A 26,327-nucleotide genomic window follows, 5' to 3' on the forward strand; every position below is an offset into this window, starting at 1 on the left:
ACTGTTCATTCAAAAAAAATAAATTAAAGATAATAAAATTTACAATCCTATTACTTCTGATTTAAAAGCTATTGAAGTCTTCAACAGTTTCGGTCAAGGTTACCCCGCCGACCGGTATGTTTTATGATACCAAATCATTCATCACTTCCATGAAAAAATTAAAAATGCTCATTATTAATAAAATAAAGTCTACATAGTAAACTATGCAGACTTTTTTACAATCAGAAAAACACAAAATACCTATCGAAATAATTTTTCTGTTAATAATATTAGTTATAAGAAAAATAACTCAAGCGTTGGCTGTTTAGTGAGAGCGACTAAAGCATTGCACTTAAATCACCGTCCACTAATACCCTATTTCAGCTTATTTAATACCCCTTCCGATGCCGATCCGGGTTTGCAACCCAAACCAAAACGTTTGAATATTTCTATAGCTTTTAAAACGTAAAAAAATCCTCCGTTAACTAATATACAAATACCCATGAGCGCCAAAGCTGTCAGTCACCTGCCCGGTAAGAAAATGCGTATTGGTGCCACTGGTGATTTGATTATTCAAATCTGCCAAAGAACTGGCACCAAATTCCGCCAGGGTATGCCCGGTCAGGGTAATTGAATTTAACGCCGGATTAGTGGTGCCGGCTGCCGAGCCATCAGGCAGCAGATTCTGAATATGCAACGTTAAGCCGGTATAGCCATCCGCACCATCGCTGTTGGAAAAAGCAACCACTTTACTGACACCGTTAACCCAACCAAAAATAGTGGCGTGATCCTGACCTTGCTGAAAATCAGTCAGCGTTGACCAGGAGGTACCGACCATTCTGCCATCCAGAAAGACCGTATCATTGCCCTCGCCACTGGTCAAAAAGGACGATCCTGTAGAACCATCAATCACATCATTGCCTGTTCCGCTATTGACGGCTTTATTGCCACTACCAGCTACCTTGATAAAATCATTACTGTCTGAACCAATAATAACCGCGTTGGCGGACTCATCTATTAGTTGATAGTCAAGATCAAGAGGACCCGTATACAAGTCAGGCATAACATAAGTTTTGTTAGCGTTGCCTAAAGAATCAAATAACTGATCAACCGTTACCATCTTCAAAAAATCAGCCATACTGATGGTGTCACTGCCAAAAACCAGATCTTGGATATTGGTTAAGGTATCGGTGCCATCAACGCCTTTAAAAACTACCGTTTTTCCATCAGCAGAGAGCCCAACCCGGGTAAAATTGGTTGACGTATCTGCTGCCAGAGCAAAATCATATTCAACCGTGCTGTTGTCAACACTACCGACAAAGGTATCATTTCCCGTTGTGTCTGTTTGTAACGCTATGACATTAGCGCTGGCAGCACTGGTTACCTGTTCAAGCGCACCGGCATCATCGGTATAACTGGCTTGTACGGTAATCGCTTGAGCCACCTGCTCCTGACCCAAAGTAAATGTTTCTGCAGTTGCACCGTTAATGACCGTGCCATTGGCAAACCATTGGTAGGCAATGACGCCTAAACCATCGGCATCTGCTAAGGTATTGGCGGCGATTAAGGTTTGATTTTGCTTGGCCGTACCGGTAATCGTTACTAAACCGGTCGGTCCATTGTCGTTCAGGTTAACCACCGAAACGACCACGGCTTGTGTGGTGGGGTTATCGCCGTCATTGGCGATGACATCAAAGTTGTAGCTGGCTTTGGTTTCAAAGTCGGCAGCTTCTTTCAGCGTCACCGCACCCGTTTGCGCATTAATATCCAGCCAGTTCCGATCTGCACCGCCCAAGTCGTAAGTAACCGGTAAGAGGTTGTCCACGTCGGTAGTCACTGCCGTGTATAGCGGCGTACTGCTTAGCGCGTTTTCATTGACAGTACCGGTAGCGCCTGAAATAAATACCGGCGCATTGTTATTCAGATTAATTACGTTAATTGCTGCCTGAATGGCGGTAACCGATTCCAAACCTTGATTATCTATAGCCATCACAGTAAAGGCATTCAGGATGCCGTTGGCATTAGCTTCCGGTGTCCAGTAAGCAAACTGCGTTTCATTAACCAGATAGTTAGTAACGGCATCCCAAATGGTAGCTGATTGTTCATTAACACCAATTTTTAACGTACCACTGGTGATCGCTTTAACGGCAAAGGCCATTACATCACCGTCACTGTCAGCCTCATCACCTTGGGCGACAAGATCAGTCAAAGTAATGGTAATGGCCGTATCTTCATTACCGGTAACCAGCGTTAAGGCGAAGGCGGTTAAGGTTGGCGCATCGTTGGCGGCGGTTACGCTGACAGTTGCCTGAATGGCGGTAGCCGATTCTGCACCCAGATCGTCAACGGCGGTCACGGTAAAGGCATTTTGAGTGCCGTTGGCGTTGGCATCCGCTGTCCAATAAGCACTATGTGTTTCATCAACCAGATAGTTGCTTGAACCATCCCAGTCGGTAGCCGATTGTTCATCGCTACCAATTCTTAAGGTACCTGATGTGATCGCTTTAACAGCAAAAGCCATTACATCATCGTCACTGTCAGCTTCATCACCTTGAGCGACAAGATCAGCTAAAGTAATGGTAATGGCGGTATCTTCATCGCCGGTGACCAGCGTTGAGGCGAAAGCAGCCAAGGTCGGCGCATCGTTGACGACCGTTACGTCGACGGTTGCCTGAATGGCGGTAGCCGATTCTGCACCCAGATCATCAACGGCGGTCAGGGTAAAGGCATTCAGGATGCCGTTGGCATTAGCCTCCGGTGTCCAGTATACAAGGTGTGTGGCATCAACCAGATAATTGTTCTCGGCATCCCAAGCGGTAGCCAATTGTTCATTAACACCAATTTTTAAGGTACCACTGGTGATCGTTTTAACGGCAAAGGCCATTACATCACCGTCACTGTCAGCTTCATCACCTTGAGCGACAAGATCAGCTAAAGTAATGGTAATGGCGGCATCTTCATCGCCGGTGACCAACGTTGAGGCGAAAGCAGCCAAGGTCGGCGCATCGTTGACGGCCGTTACGTCGACGGTTGCCTGAATGGCGGTAGCCGATTCTGCACCCAGATCATCAACGGTGGTCACGGTAAACGCATTTAGGATGCCGTTGACATTGTCATCCGGTGTCCAGTAAGCACTATGTGTTTCATCAACCAGATAGTTGCTTGAACCATCCCAAACAGTCGCAGTTTGTGAATCGACACCAATTTTTAAGGTACCCGTGCTGACGGCTTTAATAGCAAAGGCCGCTCCATTACCATCACTGTCAGCCAGATCACCCTGGACGACCAGATCAGCCAAAGTAATGGTGACGGCAGTATCTTCATCGCCAGTAGCCAACGTTGAGGCGAAGGCAGTTAAGGTCGGTACATCGTTGACGGCCGTTACGTCGACGGTTGCCTGAATGGCGGTAGCCGATTCTGCACCCAGATCATCAACGGCGGTCACGGTAAATGCATTAAGGGTACCGTTGGCATTGGTATCCGGTGTCCAATAAGCAATCTGCGTGGCATCAACCAGATAGTTGGTTAAAGCATCCCAAGCGGTAGCCGATTGTTCATCGATACCAATTTTTAAGCTACCTGATGTGATCGCTTTAACCGCAAAGGCCATTACATCACCGTCACTGTCAGCCTCATCACCTTGAGCGACAAGATCAGCAAAAGCAATAGCGATTGCGGTATCTTCATCGCCGGTAACCAGCGTTGAGGCGAAAGCAGCCAAGGTCGGCGCATCGTTGACGGGCGTTACGTCGACAGTTGCCTGAATGGCGGTAACGGATTCTGTACCTGTATTGTCAACGGCCTTAACCGTAAATGCATTCAGAGTGCCGTTGGTATTGGCATCCGCTGTCCAGTAAGCAATATGTGTGGCGTCAACCAGATAATTGGTAACGGCGTCCCAGTCGGTAGCCGTTAGTGCTGAAGTACCAATTTTTAAAGTACCGGTAGTGATCGCTTTAACAGCAAAAGCCGTTACCGTACCGTCACTGTCAGCTTCATCACCTTGGGCGGCAAGATTTGCAAAAGTGATGGTAATGGCTATATCTTCAGTGCCGTTAGTCAGTGTTGAGTCGAAGACACTTAATGTCGGCGTAGCGTTGTTAATAAATAACAGAGTATTGCCTTCAAGGTTACCAATCAAGGCATCCAGCTTACCGTCACCATTAATATCAACAAAGCTGGGACTGGCGATACTGCCAACATCCGTCAAACCAAAAGGATTGCTTACTGGCGCAGAAAAAACGGCTCTGCTGGCAGTACCGGTATTTCTATAAAACAGGGTAGTACCATCATTATTGCCAATAAAAGCATCCAGATCGCCGTCGCCATCAATATCAATCAAACTGGGCGTCGCAGAAATACCTACATTAGTCAAGCCAAAGGCATTGGTAATCGGCGCAGTAAAAACAGCACCGCTGGCATTGCCGATATTTTCATAAAACAGGGTATTGCCTGCACTGTTACCAATAAAGGCATCCAGATCGCCATCACCATCAATATCAACCAAGCTGGACGATGCAAAACTACCAACATCGGACAAGCCAAAGGCATTAGTAGCTGGCGTAGAAAAAACGGCACTGCTGGCAGTGCCCGCATTTTCATAATACAGGGTGTTGCCTCCGTTGTTGCCAATAAAAGCATCCAAATCGCCGTCGCCATTAATATCTACAAAGGTGGGCCTGGCAATATTACCAACATCCGTTAAACCAAAGGCATAACTGGTTACAGTAAAAGACGCACTACTAAAAGTGCCTGTATTTTCATAAAACCGGGTAAAGCCATCATTATTACCAATAAAGGCATCCAGATCGCCGTCGGCATCAATATCAACCAAACTGGGCCTGGCAACAAGATCGCTATTAGTAAGACCAAAGGGATTAGTAACCGTAGTAGTAAAAGTCGGATCCTGCGGGTGCCAAACGGTAACTGTCGTGGTGGTATTGGTTACCGTCGGGGCAACACCGTCACTGACGCTAACGGTAAAATGGGTGATTTCATGGCCAAGTGCTCCCACCCGATTGGCAGTGGGTTGAAATACCAATAACTGCAGGGCGGCTTGCAACGCGGCGGGGGTGCCGGTTGCATGGTTGTAAGTCAGGGCATCTGTAGTGCTAAAGCCGGAACTACTTAAGGACGCCGCCGTAAACACACCTTTGGCAGCGTTATCCAGGGCAATACTGACGGTTAGGCTGGCGCTGTCAGCATCGGTAATGGTAAACGCCGAAAACGGTGTCGCAGTCCCGGTATCATTAATATTGGTTACTGCCGTTACACCTGCCAAGGTCGGCGCATCGTTGACTGCCGTTACGTCAACGGTTGCCTGAATGGCGGTAGCCGATTCTGCACCCTGATCATCAACAGCCGTCACAGTAAAGGCATTCTGCGTGCCATTGGTATTGGCGTCCGCTGTCCAGTAAGCGAACTGCGTGGCATCAACAAGATAGTTGGTTGAAACATCCCAGTCTGTAGCCGATTGTTCATCAACACCAATTTTTAAGCTACCGCTGCTAATGGCTTTAACAACAAAAGCCACTACGGTACCATCACTGTCAGCTTCATCACCTTGGGCGGCAAGATTTGCAAAAGTAATAACGATGGCGCTATCTTCATTACCGGTGGCCAACGTTGAATTGAAAGCAGTTAAGGTCGGCGCAACATTATTAATAAATAGCTGGGTGATGCCATCGTTATTGCCAATCAAGGCATCCAGATCGCCGTCGCCATCTATATCAACGAAAGTAGGCTTGGCAGAACTACCAACAGTGGTTAAACCTAAGGCATTGGTCACTGGCGCAGCAAAAACGGCAAGACTGGCAGTACCGATGTTTTGATAAAACAGGATATCGCCATCACTGTTGCCGATAAAAGCATCCAAATCGCCGTCGCCATCAATATCAATAAAAGTGGGCGAGGCAGAAATACCGGCATCGGTCAAACCAAAAACGTTGCTTACTGGTGCAGTAAAAGCGGCAAGACTGGCCGTGCCGTTGTTTTGATAAAATAGAGTATTACCATCAAAATTGCCGATAAAGGCATCCAAATCGCCGTCGCCATCAATATCAATAAAAGTGGGTGATGCAAAACTGCCGACATCCGTTAAGCCAAAGGCATCGCTGATTGGCGCAGCAAAAGAAGCAAGACTGGCAGTGCCGTTGTTTTTGTAAAACAAGGCATTGCCATCCCTGTTACCAATAAAGGCATCCAGATCGCCATCACCATCAATATCAACCAAGCTGGGTGCGGCACCATAACCGGCATTGGTCAAACCAAAAGCATCGCTGATTGGCGCAGCAAAAACAGCAAGGCTGGCAGTGCCGGTGTTTTGATAAAACAGGGTATTGCCATCATAACTGCCAATAAAGGCATCCAGATCACCGTCGCCATCAATATCAACCAAATTGGGCTTGGCATAGTCACCAACATCGGTCAAACCCAGCGGATTACTGATTGGGCTATTGAAAACAGCATTCCCAATCCGCAGGTCATTATCGGTGACTGCCACGATAACGTTGCCAATAACCAGACCATTGTAACCGGGGTCAACACTGGCTACGGTGTGTTGAATAACACTACGGTGCATGCCTTCACCCACCGTATCATTAACTGCACTGACAGTTACAGTTTGCGGCGCATTCCAGTTGGCTGTCGTAAAGGTTAAGGTGGCAAAATCAGTACTTGCCTGTCCGTTGGTGTTACCCAAGGTAATAATAACATCAGCGGTGGGTGCGCTTTCCAGTACCAGTGTATAAGTATCGGCGGCACCACCTTCGGTAACTACGGTATTACCGGCAGTTTGGGTAATGATAATATCCGGCACCGCCGTTACCTCGACAGTTGCCTGAATGGCGGTAGCCGATTCTGCACCCTGATCATCAACAGCCGTCACAGTAAAGGCATTCTGCGTGCCATTGGTATTGGCGTCCGCTGTCCAGTAAGCGAACTGCGTGGCATCAACAAGATAGTTGGTTGAAACATCCCAGTCTGTAGCCGATTGTTCATCAACACCAATTTTTAAGCTACCGCTGCTAATGGCTTTAACAACAAAAGCCACTACGGTACCATCACTGTCAGCTTCATCACCTTGAGCGACCAGATCAGCAAAAGTAATAACGATGGCGCTATCTTCATTACCCGTGGCCAGCGCTGAGGCTAAGGCAGTTAAGGTCGGCGTAACATTGTTAATAAACAGCTGGGTGATACCATCGTTGTTGCCAATCAAGGCATCCAGATCGCCGTCGCCATCTATATCAACGAAAGTGGGCTTGGCAGAACTGCCAACAGTTGTTAAACCTAATGCATTGGTAACTGGCGCAGCAAAAACAGCAAGGCTGGCAGTACCGATGTTTTGATAAAACAGGGTATCGCCAGACTGGTTGCCGATAAAGGCATCCAGATCGCCGTCGCCATCAATATCAATAAAAGTGGGCGAGGCAGAAATACCGGCATCGGTCAAACTAAAAGCGTTGCTTACTGGTGCAGTAAAAGCGGCAAGACTGGCCGTGCCGTTGTTTTGATAAAATAGAGTATTACCATCAAAATTGCCGATAAAGGCATCCAAATCGCCGTCGCCATCAATATCAATAAAAGTGGGTGATGCAAAACTGCCGACATCCGTTAAGTCAAAGGCATCGCTGATTGGCGCAGCAAAAGCGGCAAGACTGGCAGTGCCGTTGTTTTCGTAAAACAAGGCATTGCCATCCCTGTTACCAATAAAGGCATCCAGATCGCCATCATCATCAATATCAACCAAGCTGGGTGCGGCACCATAACCGGCATTGGTCAAACCAAAAGCATTGCTGATTGGCGTAGCAAAAACGGCAAGGCTGGCAATGCCGGTGTTTTCATAAAACAAGGTGTTGCCATCATAACTGCCAATAAATGCATCCATATCACCGTCGCCATCAATATCAACCAAATTGGGCTTGGCATAGACACCAACATCAGTCAAACCTAGCGGATCACTGGTTGGGCTATTGAAAACAGCATTCCCAATCCGCAGGTCATTATCGGTGATTGCCACGATAACGTTGCCAACAACCAGGCCATTGTAATTGCCGTCAGCACTGGTCACCGTGTGTTGAATAACACCACGGTGCATGCCTTCACCCACCATATCATTAACTGCACTGACAGTCACAGTTTGCGGCGTATTCCAGTTGCCTGCCGTAAAGGTTAAGGTGACAAAATCAACGTTTATCTGTCCGTTGGTGTTACCCAAGGTAATAATAACATCAGCGGTGGGTGCGCTATCCAGTACCAAAGTATAGGTATCGGTGGCACTACCTTCGGTAACTGCGGTATTGCCGGCAGTTTGGGTAATGATAATATCCGGCACCGCCGTTACCTCGACAGTTGCCTGAATGGCGGTAGCCGATTCTGCACCCAAATCATCAACAGCAGTCACGGTAAAGGCATTCAAGGTGCTGTTGGCGTTGGCTGCCGGTGTCCAGTATGCAATCTGCGTGGCATTAACCAGATAGTTGGTTGAAACATCCCAGTCAGTTGCCGTTGCTACATCGACACCAATTTTCAAGCTACCGCTGCTAACGGCTTTAACGGCAAAAGCCGTTACCGTACCATCACTGTCAGCCTCATCACCTTGGGCGGCAAACTCAGCCAAAGTGATGGTAATAGCAGTATCTTCATTGCCGGTGGCAAGTGCTGCGGCGAAGGCGGTTAAGGTCGGCGCTGCGTTGTTAATAAACAGCAGGGTGTTACCAGCGCTGCTGCCAATCAAGGCATCCAGCTTACCATCACCATTAATATCAACCAAGCTGGGCGTGGCACTAGAACCAATATCGGTCAAACCAAAGGCATTGGTAACTGGCGCAGCAAAAACCGCAAGACTGGCCGTGCCGGTGTTTTTATAAAACAGGGTATTGCCAGCGCTGTTGCCAATAAAGGCATCCAGCAAACCGTCACCATTAATATCAACAAAACTGGGCCTGGCAATATTAACGACATTGGTTAAACCAAAGGCATTGTTGATTGGCGCAGCAAAAACCGCAAGGCTCGCAGTGCCGGTGTTTTCATAAAACAGGGTGTTGCCAGCAAAGTTGCCAATAAAGGCATCCAGATCGCCGTCACCATCAATATCAACCAAGCTGGGCGCGGAACGAGTACTGATAGGGGTCAAACCAAAGGCATTGCTAACCGGCGCAGCAAAAACGGCAAGGCTGGCCGTGCCGGTATTTTGATAAAACAGGGTATTGCCAGAATTGTTGCCAATAAAGGCATCCAGCAAACCGTCACCATTAATATCAACAAAAGTGGGTACGGCAGAATTACCGACATCGATCAAACCAAAGGCATTGGTGATTGGCGTAGCAAAAACGGCAGAGTTGGCAGTGCCGGTGTTTTCATAAAACAGGGTGTCGCCAAAGCGTTCGCCAATAAAGGCATCCAGATCGCCGTCGCCATCAATATCAACAAAAGTGGGCTTGGCAGAATTACCGACATCGGTCAAACCCAGCGGATTGCTGGTTGGGGTACCGAAAAGAGGATCCCTAACCGGCAGATCATTATCGGTAACCGCCACGATGACATTGCCAACAACCAAACCATTATAATTGCCGTCAGTACTGGTCACCGTGTGTTGAATAACACCACGGTGCATGCCTTCACCCATCGTGTCATTAACCGCTGTTACCGTCACTGTTTGCGCGATGTTCCAGTCAACTGCCGTAAAAGTTAAGGTAGTGACATCAGTACTTACCTGTCCGTTGGTGTTACCCAAGGTAATAATAACATCAGCGGTGGGTGCGCTATCCAGTACCAAAGTATAGGTATCGGTGGCACTACCTTCGGTAACAACAGTATTGCCAGCGGTTTGGGTAATGGTGATTTGATATACTGCCATAATGTTGTTGCTCGATAAGGTGATACTTGAGTTAAAACCGGTCAGCCTTTCGTTATTTGAAAGTACTGCACGGGTGCTTATTAATTGTTGTTGTCAGCATTGATTGGCAAGCCGTAAGCTTGTATCAAGCAATAGTCCGCTTAGGAACTGCATGCGGTACTCTGCGGTAAAAATGCGCTACTCATCAGTGAGTTTTCAAGGCTTGCTGCAAACATTGGGTTAAGGCAGCGGCAATACCCTGACGCCGATAGGCCGGCAACACAAACAACGACAACACTTCAATAGCGTATGTTTCGGGATTGGCTTGCGGTACTTGTTCGGCAACGATAAAACCGATCATTTCTCCGTCTATAGAAGCCGATACGCCATGCAACTCACCGCGTTGCAGTTTGGTTTGCCAGTGTTGTTGCAGACTGGGGAAGGTTAACGCCTCGTAGGGCAGCAGATTATCGGGGGTCAGGTGGTAAACCCGTTGATATTTAATCGGTGCGGGAGTACTTGGGGCCAGCTGCGTTAAGCGCGGTAAACCGGCAACCTGGATAACCGTGCCGATACCCGGACGCTTAACGGTAGGTTTGGTGGTAATAAGACCACCGGAACCCGGAAAATTAATCAGACGGTCAATCGCTTCTTCTTTAAATCCCAAGGTCGCGGGCCGCAGCACATCGGGCAACACCACCACGTCAAACAGCTCTTCCACGACACCGGTAAACTCTAAACTGTGCACCACGGCACCGGTATTTAAATCAATCACCTGCAAGCCGCACTGTGGGGTTTGCCCCAGTGCCGCCAAGCGCTGTTCCAAAACCAGGCCGCCAAAACTGGCTGAGCGCAATTTTGATAAACCCACCAGAGCGTAGTGGCCAAAAAATGCCAGGCCGCGAACAAATCCCGGGCAAAACGTCACCGGAATAAAGCGCTCGCCATCCAGATAACCCAGTTCGCCGCTGCCGGAATTAAGCAACCAAAGTTTGCCCTTGTGCCAACGTGGCGAGTGCGGCATGGATAAACCGGTAGCAATAATTTCATTACTGGGTATGTGCATGACAATGCCGCCGTGATGACGATGATGGCGCCAACCGGCGGCACTATCGGTACTGCTGCAGGCCGTGGCATAAGTCGGTTGGCCACCACGGAGCGCCAGGCCGTTTAAGTGGCAACGATCTTCAGATGCCAGTTTGGTGATAAATGGCGGCTGCCAGAGCGGCTCAAAACTAAATCCGGGGCGCAAAGCCGCCAGACAGCTAAAATCGGTATTGATAAACAGCAGTTGGCCGTCTTTATCCAACACCACATCATGCACATTAAGATCGCCAGTGGTGTACGACTGGCACGGAATGTACAGACGATCATTGCCCTGCCAGCTTTCACCTTCGGCCAGACGATTTTCCAGTTGCCAGAGCTGATAGCGGGTTGCCATGTACAGACTGTTATCGTGGGCATACAACCCCATCGGTTTATCAAACAAGCGCTCATTGACTGCCAACTCCCCGTCGGGCTTGCAACCAAGCAAAAATAAACGATTGGTTTGATAAGTGGTAAAAGCCAGACTCAGCTTGTTGGTGTTTAACCATTGCCATAGGCCTACGGAGGCTTGCAAATTAATTATCGATGGGGTTTCTTCAATCATGATGGTTTCTTTATTAGGGTGTAAAAATGTGCTTACAGAGTTGTACTATCGGTGCTGATAGTTTGCCAGAGCGTACGCAAAGTGTGTTCCAGCGTTTGTATAAACACCTGCGGTTTAAACAAGGGTGCGGTAATCAGCATATCGGCCAGTTTGGCTTTTAAAGCGGCCAGTTTCAGCCTGTCACGACCCAGCTCAAGGGCTTGTTGTTCATAGGCTAACGATGACGCGCAGATCAGTTCGGGCATACCAATGGCGTGACTTAAACTGGCGCCCATCCGTGTGGCATTGCTTTCGCCCGGACAGGTTAATACCGGTAATCCTGCCCACAAGGCACCTATAGCGGTGGAGGCTGCACTGTAGTTAAACGTATCCAAAAACAGGTCGGCCAGGCGGTAACGTGCCAGGTATTCATCATGCGGCAACTGTCCTGCAAAAATCAGCCGTTCAGGCGCGATACCCAAAAGCTTGGCTTGCTGCTGCAGGCGTTGTTTGATAAGGGGATGACCGCCCTCACTTAACCACAAAACGCTGCCGGGTAATTGTTGCAATATACGCATCCATACCTGAAAAAGGCTTGGGTCAATTTTATAGGTGCCGTTAAAACAACAAAACACCATACCGTCAGCAGGCAAGCCATAATCGGCCCGGGTAAGGGTGACATCGGCAATATCCATGGGCGCTGCCACCCAGGCATGGGGTAAATGCAATATCTGTTCGGTGTAATGGGCGGCGGTGGACGGCGGAAGCAAGGTGTGATCGGCCAGCATATACGGGATAAAATCAGCACTTAAGGTGCCGGGATAACCCAGATAATGTAGCTGTACCGGTGCCGGTTTTAAAGCAAACAACGCCGTTAACGAATGACTGGTATAACCGGCCAGATCAATCAAAATATGGATACCGTCCGCTTGAATCCGTTGTGCAATGGCCAGCGGTGACAGAAAGGCAACGTCAATAAAATGATCACAGCCTTGCCGGATACTTTCGGTCCAGTCATCATCAGTCGGTATCAGACTATAGGCAAAAATTTCAAAATCCGGGCGCTGATGATACTGGAACATCTCGTGTATCAGCATGCCGACAGCATGGCAGCGAAAATCCGGCGACACATAACCCAGTCGCAAGCGCGCTGGTGCCTGCTCAGGGATGACAGGAGGCACTTGGGCTTGCATACCGGTAACAGAAAGCGCATACGACTCGGCCACTTGTTTGGCGACAGCGCTTTGCAAAGCCATCGGCATGGGTACTGACATTAATTGCATTATTGGTAAGGTGGCTGCCTGTTGTTGGTCGACACAGACTTGCGTTTGCGCAATTAAGGTAGCCAGCCGTTGCTCATAATCCTGCCAGTCAGCCAGTTTTAAACGCAAGTGGTTTAGTCGGTATAAAACCGCCGTTGCCTGTGGTTGCAAAGCCAACGCTTGCTCATAATGCTGCTGTGCCGCGTCTAACTGCCCCAAATCTTCCAGCAACAAACCTAAATTGGCATACGCCACATCGTTATCCGGCTGCAGGACAAGGGCACGTCGATAGCAGATCTGAGAGAAGTTCATCTCTCCTCGCTGCTGCAAGGTAGCCCCTAAACTATTGTAAGCACGAGCAAAGTCAGGTTGGCTACGCAGTGCGGTTTTAAAACAGCTAATGGCCATATCAAGCAAGCCTTGTTGCCGATAAATATGACCAAGCTCCAGATGCACGTCAGCGTAATCCGGCTTTAGCTTTAGCGCTGCCTGATAAGCTTTTTCGGCATCTGCAAACTGGTTTAAAGAGGCGAATACTTTACCCAAATTGAAGTGGGCGGGTAAAAAATCGGGGTCCAGCGTCAAAGCACGCTGATAACTTGCGATGGCAAGATCGGTGTCACCCTGAAACTGCCAGAGACCGGCCATATTGCAATGCAATACCGCCATAGTGGGTGCCAGCTGCAAGGCCTGTTGATAAACGTCAATGGCTTGGGTAGTTAAGCCTTCTGCCTGCAAGAGATTACCCAGATTATTATAGGCGGGCACAAAATCGGCTTGTAAGCGGATGGCTTCTTTAAAACACAGCATCGCTGCTGCCGAATTACCATCATGGAGGTGCTGTTTACCTTGATCAAAGCAGGTCTTGGCAGGAGCGGTTTGCTTGGTTGTTATTAATTTTTTGGTCATTTTTGGAGAACATTATTTATTATTGTTACTAAACAATAACGCACTTATGAGTGCTTAATGCTACCAAGAAATCTGAAAATTACAAATATATTTTACTTTTAAAACTACATAAATGTATGATTATGCAAAAAGTGGGCTACCCACTTTAGACAGAACAAGCAAAAAGGCTTAGTAGCTGTGTTCAGTTACGGCTGGCGCCTAACCCGACCTTGTATGATCAAAATTAATTAAATATTACTAAAAGATCAAGTAAGCTTTAACCGTTTATTGGGAGGCCGTCCCGACTTTAGGACTGGTTATTGATATAATCAGAGCCTGTTTCGTAGATTGGCCCCCGCCCTATTCACCCATACCGTCGAGTATCCGAGGCTTAGAGCCTGCATACACAAGGAAGGTAGGTGCAGGGTCGGGAACCACTAAATAGTCTACTTCGATGCCGGTCGGGGTTTGTAACCCCGACCGAAACGTTTGAATATTTCAACAGCTTTTAAAACGTGAGTGACCGGATTTCAAGCCCCGTCACGCTTCAGACTGTGTCGGGTTACGGCTGGCGCCTAACCCGACCTACTACTATTACTACTACTTCAAGGATAATTTCAGCCTAGTTCCCACGCTCCGGCGTGGGAACTCATCCAGCAACGCTCAAGCGTTGCGTGACGCAGGAGCGTCACTAACGGCATTCCCACGCCGGAGCGTGGGAACGATAAGAGCCCCGTCACGCTTCAGTAAAATCAAGCAGTTACATCCCCCTCATCTCAACCTGGAACCCTCGCTTCCTCGATGCCGGTCGGGGTTTGTAACCCAGACCGAAACGTTTGAATATTTCAATAGCTTTTAAAACGTAAAAAAAATCCTCCGTTAACTAATATACAAATACCCATGAGTGCCAAAGCTGTCAGTCACCTGCCCGGTAAGAAAATGCGTATTGGTGCCACTGGCAATTTGACTATTCAAGTCTGCCAAAGAACTGGCACCAAATTCCGCCAGGGTGTGCCCGGTCAGGGTAAGTGAATTCAACGCCGGATTAGTGGTGCCGACTGCCGAGCCATCAGGCAGCAGATTCTGAATATGCAACGTTAAGCCGGTATAGCCAGCCGCACCATCGCTGTTGGAAAAACCAACCACTTTACTGACACCGTTAACCCAACCAAAAATAGTGGCGTGATCCTGACCTTGTTGAAAATCAGTCAGCGTTGACCAGGAGGTACCGGCCATTCTGCCATCCAGAAAGACCGTATCATTACCCTCGCCACTGGTCAAAAACGACGATCCTGTAGAACCATCAATCACATCATTGCCTGTTCCGCTATTGACAGCTTTATTGCCACTGCCGGCTACCTTGATAAAATCATTACTGTCTGAGCCAATAATAACCGCGTTGTCAGACTCATCTATTAGTTGATAGTCAAGATCAAGGGGACCGGTATACAAGTCCGGCATAGCATAAGTTTTGTTGGTGTTGCCTAAAGAATCAAACAGCTGAGTCACCGTTACCATCTTCAAAAAATCAGCCATACTGATGGTGTCACTGCCAAAAACCAGATCTTCGATATTGGTTAAGGTATCGGTGCCATCAATGCCTTTAAACACTACCGTTTTTCCGTCAGAAGAGAGCCCAACCCGGGTAATATTGGTTGACATATCTGCCAGAGCAAAATCATATCCAACCGTGCTGTTGTCAACACTACCGACAAAGGAATCATTTCCTGCTGTGTCTGCTTGTAACGCTATGACATTAGCGCTGGCATCGCTGGTTACCTGTTCAAGTGCATCGGCACCATCGATATAACTGGCTTGTACGGTAATCGCTTGAGCCACCTGCTCCTGACCCAAAGTAAATGATTCCGCAGTTGCACCGTTAATGGCCGTGCCATTGGCAAACCATTGGTAGGCAATGACGCCTAAACCATCGGCATCTGCCAAGGTATTGGCGGCGATTAACGTTTGGTTTTGCGTAGCCGTGCCGGTAATAGTCACTAAACCGGTCGGTGCATTATCATTCAGGTTAAGCACCGAAACGACCACGGTTTGTGGAGTGGTTAAGGTGCCGTCACTGGCAATGACGTTAAAATTGTAGCTGGCTTTGCTTTCAAAGTCAGCAGCTTCTTTCAGCGTCACCGCACCCGTTTCCACATTAATATCCAGCAAGGCCAGATCGTCGCCGCCCAAGCTGAAGGTAACCATCGACAGGTCGTCTGCATCGGTGGTTGTCGCCGTGTAAATGACGGTATCAATTAGCGCGTTTTCTTCAACCGAACCGGTTTCGCCTGAAGTAAATACCGGCGTATTGTCATTCAGATTGTTCACCGAAACCACCACGGCTTGTGGAGTGGTTTCGGTACCGTCAAAGGCAATGACGTTAAAACTGTAGCTGGCTTTGGCTTCAAAATTGGCAGAAGCTTTCAGGGTCACCGCACCCGTTTCCGCATTAATATCCAGCAAGGCTTGATCGTCGCCGCCCAAGGTGTAAGTACGTGAAGTCAGGTTGTCCGCATCGGTCGTTACCGCTGTATAAATGACGGTGCTACTTAGCGCGTTTTCGTCAACCGAACCGATTGCGCCTGAAGTAAATACCGGCGCATTGTCATTCAGATTGTTCACCGAAACCACCACAGCTTGTGGAGTGGTTAAGGTACCGTCAAAGGCAATGATGTTAAAACTGTAGCTGGCTTTGGCTTCAAAATTAGCAGAAGCTTTCAGCGTCACCACACCCGCAGTGATATCCAGTAAGCCGGCATCGTCGCCGCCCAAGGTGTAAGTACGTGAAGCCAGGTTGTCCGCATCGGTCGTTACCGCTGTGTAAATGACGGTAGTGATTAGCGCGTTTTCGTCGACGGAATCTGTCGCACCTGAAGTAAATACCGGCGCGTCATTCAGATCGTTCACCGAAACCACCACGGCTTGTGTGGTCGTGGTGATGCCGTCATTGGCGATGACGTCAAAGTTGTAGCTGGCTTTACTTTCAAAGTCGGCAGAAGCTAACAAGGTTACCACTCCGCTAACCTCATCAATAGCCAGCAAAGCCAGATCGGCGCCGCCCAAGCTGTAGGTGACTACCGAGAAGATGTCTGCATCGGTGGTTGTCGCCGTATAAATGACGGCACTGATCAGCGCGTTTTCGTCGACGGAATCTGTCGCACCTGAAGTAAATACCGGCGCGTCATTCAGATCGTTCACCGAAACCACCACGGCTTGTGTGGTCGTGGTGATGCCGTCATTGGCGATGACGTCAAAGTTGTAGCTGGCTTTACTTTCAAAGTCGGCAGAAGCTAACAAGGTTACCACTCCGCTAACCTCATCAATAGCCAGCAAAGCCAGATCGGCGCCGCCCAAGCTGTAGGTGACTACCGAAAAGATGTCTGCATCGGTGGTTGTCGCCGTGTAAATGACGGCACTGATTAGCGCGTTTTCGTCGATGGAACCGCTTGGGCCGGAAGTAAATACCTGCGCGTCATTCAGGTTGATTACATTTACGGTTGCCTGAATGGCTGTAGCCGATTGTGCATTCAGATTATCAACAGCAGTCACGGTAAAGGCATTCAAGGTGCCGTTGGCATTGGCATCCGGTGTCCAGTAAGCAATATGCGCTTCATCAACCAGATAGTTGGTAACGGCATCCCAAGCATCTGCACCAATTTTTAAGGTACCACTAGTGATCTCTTTAACAGCAAAGGCCGTTACCGTACCGTCATCAGTCTCATCACCTTGAGCGGTAAGATTTGCAAAAGTGATGGTAATAGCGGTATCTTCATTACCGGTGGCCAGTGCTGAGGTGAAAGTAACCAAGGTCGGCGCGGCGTTGTTAATAAACAGATTGGTTTGGCCGTCACTGTTGCCAATAAAGGCATCCAGCTTACCGTCATCATTAATATCAACAAAAGTGGGTGCCATATAAACACCGACACTGATCAAACCAAAGGCGTTACTGACTGGCGTAGCAAAAACAGCAAGGGTGGCAGTGCCGGTGTTTTCATAAAACAGGCTATTACCAGTCATGTCGCCAATAAAGGCATCCAGATCGCCGTCACCATCAATATCAACCAAGCTGGGCTTGGCAAAATTACCGACATTGGTCAAGCCAAAGTCATTGCTAACCGGCGCAGTAAAAGACGCACTACTGGCAGTGCCGGTGTTTTGATAAAACAGGGTGTTGCCATTCAAGTTGCCAATAAAAGCATCCAGATCGCCGTCACCATCAATATCAACAAGAGTGGCTGCGGTATACCCACCGACACTCGTCAAACCAAAGGCATTGATGATTGGCGCAGTAAAAACAGCAAGGCTGGCAGTGCCAGTGTTTTGATAAAACCTGGTTTCGCCAGCACTGTTGCCAATAAAGGCATCCAGATCGCCATCATGATCAATATCAACAAAGCTGGGCGTGGCCCAGCCACCGACATTAGTCAAACCAAAGGCATTGTAAACTGGCGCAGCAAAAGCGGCAAGGCTGGCCGTGCCGGTGTTTTCATAAAACAAGGTGTTTCCATTTGATTCACCAATAAAGGCATCCAGATCACCGTCGCCATCGATATCAACCAAGCTAGGGGTGGCTTTGCCACTGACTTGGGTCAAACCCAGCGGATTGCTAACCGGCGTAGTAAAGTTCGGATCCTGCGGATGCCAAACAGTAACCGTCGTGGTGGTATCGGTTACCGTCGGGGCAACGCCGTCACTGACGCTAACGGTAAAATGGGTAATTTCATGGCCAAGTGCTGCCACCCGATTGGCAGTCGGTTCAAATACCAATAACTGCAAGGCGGCTTGCAAGGCGGCGGGTGTGCCGGTTGCATGGCTGTAAGTCAGGCCGTTATATGTGGTGCTAAAGCCCGAACTACTTAAAGATGCCGCCGTAAACACACCTTTGGCAGCGGTATCCAGGGCAATACTGACGGTTAGGCTGGCGCTGTCGGCATCGGTAATGGTAAATGCCGAAAACGGTGTCGTAGTCCCGGTATCATTAATATTGGTCACTGCCGTTGCACCCGCCAAGGTTGGTGCAGCGTTGGTTGGCGCAGCGTTGTTAATAAACAGATTGGTTTTGCCGTCACTGTTGCCAATAAAGGCATCCAGCTTACCGTCACCATTAATATCAACAAAAGTGGGCGCGGCAGCATAACCCACATCGGTCAAACCAAAGGCATTGCTAACCGGCGCAGCAAAAGCGGCAAGGCTGGCCGTACCGGTGTTTTCATAAAACAAGGTGTTGCCAAGCCAGTTGCCAATAAAGGCATCCAGATCGCCATCGCCGTCAATATCAACAAATCTCGGCTTGGCAAAAGCAGCATTGGTCAAGCCAAAGGCATTGGTAACTGGTGTAGTAAAGGCGGCAAGGCTGGCAGTGCCGGTGTTTTGATAAAACAGGGTGTCGCCAACCAAGTTACCAATAAAAGCATCCAGATCGCCATCCCCATCAATATCAACCAAGCTGGGCGCGGCATAAGTACCGACATTAGTCAAACCAAAGGAATTGCTGATTGGCGCAGCAAAAACGGCAAGACTGGCCGTGCCGGTGTTTTCATAAAACAGGGTATTGCCATATCTCTCGCCAATAAAGGCATCCAGATCGCCATCGCCATCAATATCAACAAAACCGGGCGAGGCAAAATCACCGATATAAGTCAAACCAAAGGCATTGGTAACTGGCGCAGTAAAAACGGCAAGGCTGGCCGTGCCGGTGTTTTCATAAAACCAGGTTTCGCCAACTTTATTGCTAATAAAGGCATCCAGATCGCCGTCATCATTAATATCAACAAAAGTGGGCCAGGCATAAGAACCAATATCGGTCAAACCCAGCGGATTGCTAACCGGCGTCATAAAAGTTGGATCCTGCGGATGCCAAACGGTAACCGTTGTGGTGGTATTGGTTACCGTAGGGGCAACACCGTCACTGACGCTAACGGTAAAATGGGTACTTTCATGGGCAAGTGCTGCCACCCGATTGGCAGTCGGTTCAAATACCAATAACTGCAAGGCGGCTTGCAAGGCGGCGGGGGTGCCCGGTGCATGACTGTAGGTCAGGCCGTTATCTGTGGTGCTAAAGCCGGAACTACTTAAAGATGCCGCCGTAAACACACCTTTGGCAGCGGTATCCAGGGCAATACTAACGGTTAGGCTGGCGCTGTCGGCATCGGTAATGGTAAACGCCGAAAACGGTGTCGCTGTTGCGGTGTCATTGATATTGGTCATTGCCGTTGCGCTAGCCAAGATCGGCGCGGCATTGGCAGATACTAGTGTGTTAATAAACAGCTGGGTATTGCCAGATTCATTGCCAATAAAGGCATCCAGATCGCCGTCGCCATCAATATCAACCAAGCTGAGCGCTGCACGATAAGCGAGATTGATCACGCCAGAGGAATTAGTAACTGGCGAGTCAAAAGACGCACTACTGGCAGTGCCGATGTTTTGATAAAACAGGGTGTTGCCAGCATAGTTAGCAATAAAGGCATCCTGATCGCCATCACTATCAATATCAACAAAAGTAGGCCTGGCAAAACTACCGACGTTGGTCAAACCAAAGGCATTGCTGACTGGCGTAGCAAAAACGGCAAGGCTGGCAGTGCCGGTATTTTCATAAAAGAGGGCATTGCCATCGCCTTTGCCAATAAAGGCATCCAGATCGCCATCACCATCAATATCAACAAAGCTGGGCGCGGCATAATTACCGACATTCGTCAAACCAAAGGCATTGCTGATCGGCGCAGCAAAAACGGCAAGACTGGCCGTGCCGGTGTTTTCATAAAACAGGGTATTACCGGCACTGTTGCCAATAAAGGCATCCAGATCGCCATCGCCATCGATATCAACAAAGCTGGGCGTTGCATAACCACCAACATCGGTCAAACCAAAGGCATTGCTTACTGGCGTAGTAAAAGCGGCAAGGCTGGCAGTGCCGGTGTTTTCATAATAGAGGGCATTGCCATCGCCTTTACCAATAAAAGCATCCAGATCACCGTCGCCATCAATATCAACAAAGCTGGGCGCGGCATTACTACCAATATCCGTCAAACCCAGCGGATTACTGGTTGGGCTAGTAAAAACAGGATTCCCGACCGGCAGGTCATTATCGGTAACCGCTACGATAACGTTACCAACAACCATACCATGGTAATTGTCATCATCACTGGTCACCGTGTGTTGAATAACACCACGGTGCATGCCTTCACCCACCGTGTCATTAACCGCACTGATCAACACGCCTTGCGGCGCACTCCAGTTGTCTGCCGTAAAGGTTAAGGTGATTAAACCATTGGTGCTTACCTGTCCGTTGGTGGTACCCAAGGTAATAACAACATCGTGAAGGGGTGCACGTGATAGTACCAAGTCATAGCCATCTGGCACACCACCTTCGGTAACTGCGGTATTGCCGGCAGTTTGGGTAATGATGATACCCGGCGCTGCCGTTACCTCGACGGTTGCCTGAATGGCGGTAGCCGATTCTGCACCGGTATTATCAACGGCGGTCACGGTAAAGGCATTTTGGGTGCCGTTGGCTGCCGGTGTCCAGTATGCAATATTCGTGGCATCAACCAGATAGTTGCTCGCGGCATCCCAGTCGGCAGCCGTTGCCATTGAAGTACCAATTTTTAAGCTACCACTGGTGATCGCTTTAACGGCAAAAGCCGTGATCGTGCCGTCACTGTCAGCCTCATCACCTTGCGCGGCAAGATCAAGAAAAGTGATGGTAATGGCGCTATCTTCATTGCCGGTGGCCAGCGCTGCGGTAAAGGCAGTTAAGGTCGGTGCGGCATTGTTAATAAACAGCAGAGTATTGCCAACTTGATTACCAATAAAGGCATCCAGATCGCCGTCGCCATCGATATCAACAAAGCTGGGCGAAGACAAACCAAATACAGCGGTCAAATTAAAGGCATTGCTGACTGGCGCAGTAAAAGCAGCACTACTGGCAGAGCCGGTGTTTTCATAAAACAGGGTATTGCCGGCAATGCCATCCCTGTTGCCAATAAAGGCATCCAGCAAACCGTCGCCATCAATATCAACCAAACTGGGTGAGGCATTCATACCAACATCGGTCAAACCAAAAGCATTGCTAACTGGTGTAGTAAAAGCGGCAAGGCTGGCAGTGCCGGTGTTTTGATAAAACAGAGTATTACCATCAAAGTTGCCTATAAAGGCATCCAAATCGCCGTCGCCATCAATATCAACCAAGCTGGGAGCAGCCATATTACCGACATCGGTCAAACCAAAGGCATTGCTAGTCGGTGTAGTAAAAGCGGCAAGACTGGCAGTGCCGGTGTTTTCATAAAACAAGGCATTGCCATCCGTGTTACCAATAAAGGCATCCAGATCGCTATCGCCATCAATATCAACAAAAGTGGGGGCGGCATAAAAACCGACATCAGTCAAACCAAAGGCATTACTAACCGGTGCAGAAAAAGACGCACTGCTGGCCGTGCCGGTGTTTTGATAAAACAGGGTATTACCGTCACTGTTGCCAATAAAGGCATCCAGATCGCCATCACCATCAATATCAACCAAATTGGGTTTGGCATATAAACCAACATCGGTCAAACCCAGCGGATTACTGGTTGGGCTAGTAAAAACAGGATTCCCGACCGGTAAGTCATTATCGGTAACCGCTACGATAACGTTGCCAACAACCAGACCATGGTAATTGCCGTTAGCACTGGTCACCGTGTGTTGAATAACACCACGGTGCATGCCTTCGCCCACTGTGTCATCAACCGCACTGACCGTGACGGTTTGCGCGACGTTCCAGTTGAGTGTCGTAAAAGTTAAGGTAGTGAAATCAGTGCTTACCTGTCCGTTGGTGTTACCCAAGGTAATAATAACATCGGCGGTGGGTGCGGTATCCAGTACTACGGTATAAGTATCAGTGGCAAAACCTTCGGTAACTGCGGTATTGCCGGCGGTTTGGGTAATGATAATATCTGCCACTGCCGTTACGTCGACGGTTGCCTGAATGGCGGTAATCGATTCTGCACCCATGTCATCAATGGCGGTCACGGTAAAGGCATTTTGGATGCCGTTGGCGTTGGCATCCGGTGTCCAATAAGCAAAGTGCGTGGCATCAACCAGATAGTTGGTCGCGGCATTAAAGGCGAGCGCGGTTGCGGCATCTGCACCAATTTTTAAGGTACCTGATGTGATAGCTTTAACGGCAAAGGCCGCTCCGTTTAGATCAACGTCAATCGCATCACTTTGGTCGGCCAGATTAGCCAAAGTGATGGTAATGGCCGTATCTTCATTACCGGTAGCCAGTGCTGCGATGAAGGCGGTTAAGGTCGGTATATCGTTGACGGCCGTTACGCTGACAGTCGCCTGAATGGCGGTAGCCGATTCTGCACCGGTATTGTCAACGGCGGTCACGGTAAAGGCATTTTGGGTGCCGTTGGCATTGGCTGCCGGTGTCCAGTATGCAATATTCGTAGCATTGACAAGATAGTTGGTCGCGGCATTAAAGTCGGTAGCCGTTAATGCTGAAGTACCAATTTTTAAGGTACCACTGGTGATCGCTTTAACAGAAAAAGCCGTGACAGTGCCGTCATCAGCTTCATCACTTTGGTCGACCAGATTAGCCAATGTAACGGTAACGGCGGTATCTTCATCGCCGGTGACCAGTGTTGAGACAAAAGCCGTTAAGGTCGGCGCATCGTTCACCGATGTGACATCAACCGTTAAGGTATTGGCCGTGGCACTAAAGGTCGTGCCATCGCTGACTTTAAAGCCTACCGTCGCATAACCGTCGCCATTACCATTAGCAGTCGGCGTAAAGCGCAAGTTGCCGGCGGTAATATCAGTCACGCTGATTTCTTGATCCAGCGTCACCGCGGCCCAGTTACTGCCGTTGTTATATTCCAAGGTACCGGCACTGGCCAAGGTGGTGATTTGTACTGCTGCAAACGCGGTGGCCGTTGAACCCACACTCGAATCACTGTAGGTACCAAAATCACTGGTCGTCAACACCACAGCGGTATCTTCCAGCGTAGTGACCGTATCATTGGTACTGATCGGTGCGGCATTGTTGATATAAAACAGGGTATTGCCAGCATTATTGCCCACAAAGGCATCCAGATCGCCGTCGCCATCAATGTCAATAAAAGTGGGCGAGGCAGAAGGACCTACATCACCCAAACCAAACGGACTGGTGCTAGGGGTTGCAAATGCGGCACTGCTGGCTGTGCCGGTATTTAGGTAAAACAGGGTGTCGCCAGCCTGATTACCCACAAAGGCATCCAGATCCCCATCGCCATCAATATCCACAAAAGTGGGGTTGGCAGAATTACCCACATCACCCAAGCCAAACGGACTGGTGCTAGGGTTTGCAAAAGCGGCACTGCTGGCCGTACCGGTATTTTGGTAAAACCAGGTGTTGCCAGCATTATTGCCCACAAAGGCATCCAGATCACCGTCGCCATCAATATCCACCAAAGTGGGGACGGCATAACTTCCCACATCACCCAAACCAAACGGATTGGTGGTCGCCGTTGCAAAAGCGGCAAGGCTTGCAGTGCCGGTGTTTTCATAAAACAGGATATCGCCAGACAGGTTGCCGATAAAGGCATCCGGATCGCCGTCGCCATCAATGTCAATAAAAGTGGGCGAGGTAGAAATACCAGCATAGGTCAAACCAAAAGCATTGCTGATTGGCGTAGCAAAAACGGCAAAGCTGGCAGTGCCGGTGTTTTCATAAAACAAGGTGTTGCCATCATTATAGCCCACAAAGGCATCCAGATCGCCGTCGCCATCAATATCCACCAAAGTGGGATGGGCAATCTGACCCACATCACCCAAACCAAATGGATTGGTAATAGCGGGTTGAAAAGTCGGATTACCCACCGGCAGGTCATTATCCGTCACCGTGACGATGGTATTGGCGATGGCAATGTTGTTGTAATTGGCATCGGTACTGGCCACGGTGTAGTTAATCACACCGGTGTTGGTAAACTCACCCATGGTGTCATTAACCGCACTGACCGTGACGGTTTGCGCGACGTTCCAGTTATCTGTCGTAAAGGTTAAGGTGGCAAAATCAACATTTACCTGTCCGTTGGTATTACCCAAGGTAATAACAACATCGGCGGTGGGTGCGCTTTCCAGTACCAGTGTATAAGTATCGGTCGCTCCACCTTCGATAACAGCGGTATTGCCAGCGGTTTGGGTAATGATAATATCTGCCACTGCCGTTACGTCGACGGTTGCCTGAATGGCGGTAATCGATTCTGCACCCATGTCATCAATGGCGGTCACGGTAAAGGCATTTTGGGTGCCGTTGGCGTTGGCATCCGGTGTCCAATAAGCAATTTTCGTGGCATTGACAAGATAGTTGGTCGCGGCATTAAAGTCGGTCGCCGTTAGTGCTGAAGTACCGATTTTTAAGCTACCCGAGCTAATGGCTTTAACGGCAAAAGCCGTGACAGTGCCATCATCAGCTTCATTACCTTGGGCGGCAAGATTTGCAAATGTAATGGTAATGGCGGTATCTTCATTACCGGTAGTCAGCGTTGAGGCTAAGGTGGTTAAGGTCGGTACAACGTTGGTTGGCGCCGGGCTGTTAAGAAACAATCGGGTGATGCCCAAGTTGTTGCCAATAAAAGCATCCAGCTTACCGTCACCATTAATATCAACAAAAGTGGGCGAGGCAGAATTACCAACATTGGTCAAACCAAAGGCATTGCTAACCGGCGTAGTAAAAACGGCAAGGCTGACAGTGCCGGTGTTTCGATAAAACAATGTGTTGCCAGCTTGGTTGCTAATAAAGGCATCCAGCAAACCGTCACCATTAATATCAACAAAAGTGGGCACAGTATAGGTATCGCCATTGGTCAAACTAAAGGCATTGCTGACTGGCGAGGCAAAAGCGGCAAGGCTGGCAGTTCCGATATTTTGATAAAACAGGGTTTCACCAGCTCTGTTGCCAATAAAGGCATCCAGATCGCCATCACTATCAATATCAACAAAAGTGGGCGAGGCATAACTACCTACATTGGTCAAACCAAAGGCATTGCTAACCGGCGCAGCAAAAGCGGCAAGACTGGCCGTGCCGGTGTTTTGATAAAAAAGGGAGTTGCCATCATAATTACCAATAAAAGCATCCAGTAAACCGTCATCATTAATATCAACAAAAGTGGGCTTGGCAAAAGAACCGGCATCGGTCAAACCAAAGGCATTGCTAACCGGCGCAGCAAAAGCGGCAAGACTGGCCGTGCCGGTGTTTTGGAAAAACCAAGTATCGCCAGCGTTGTTATCAATAAAGGCATCCAAATCACCGTCGCCATCAATATCAACAAAGCTGGGCGCGGCATTACTACCAATATCCGTCAAACCCAACGGATTAGTTATTGGGCTATTGAAAGCAGGATCCCCAACCGGCAGGTCATTATCGGTGACCGCCACGATAACATTGCCAACAACCAGACCATTGTAATTGCCGTCAGCACTGGTCACCGTGTGTTGAATAACACCACGGTGCATGCCTTCACCCACCGTATCATTAACTGCAGATACCGTCACGGTTTGCGCCGTATTCCAGTTATCTGTCGTAAAGGTTAAGGTGGCAAAATCAACATTTACCTGTCCGTTGGTATTACCCAAGGTAATAACAACATCGGCGGTGGGTGCGCTTTCCAGTACCAGTGTATAAGTATCGGTCGCTCCACCTTCGGTAACAGCGGTATTGCCAGCGGTTTGGGTAATGTTGATTTGATAGACTGCCATAATATTATTGCTC

Annotated in this window: 4 protein-coding genes; all 4 read right to left on the reverse strand. The window is 48.8% G+C overall.

The features are described from left to right. Positions 1–460: 460 nt before the first annotated feature. A complete protein-coding gene (locus KKZ03_RS19865; protein WP_243218485.1) occupies positions 461–9,838 on the reverse strand; it encodes an FG-GAP-like repeat-containing protein in 9,378 nt (3,125 codons plus the stop codon). A gap of 184 nt (positions 9,839–10,022) precedes the next feature. Then, positions 10,023–11,468 (reverse strand): TIGR03032 family protein, encoded by a 1,446-nt coding sequence (locus tag KKZ03_RS19870; RefSeq protein WP_243218486.1) that lies wholly within the window; start codon positions 11,466–11,468, stop codon positions 10,023–10,025. A 32-nt stretch (positions 11,469–11,500) separates the two neighbouring features. Further along, positions 11,501–13,618, reverse strand: a complete 2,118-nt coding sequence (locus KKZ03_RS19875; protein ID WP_243218487.1) for a glycosyltransferase family 41 protein — start codon at positions 13,616–13,618, stop codon at positions 11,501–11,503. Positions 13,619–14,476: 858 nt separating this feature from the next. Continuing rightward, complete coding sequence (locus tag KKZ03_RS19880) at positions 14,477–26,314, reverse strand: FG-GAP-like repeat-containing protein (RefSeq protein WP_243218488.1); 11,838 nt, start codon at positions 26,312–26,314, stop codon at positions 14,477–14,479. Positions 26,315–26,327 lie beyond the last annotated feature (13 nt).

It is taken from the genome of Methylobacter sp. S3L5C (assembly GCF_022788635.1).
Classification (GTDB): Bacteria; Pseudomonadota; Gammaproteobacteria; order Methylococcales; family Methylomonadaceae; genus Methylobacter_C.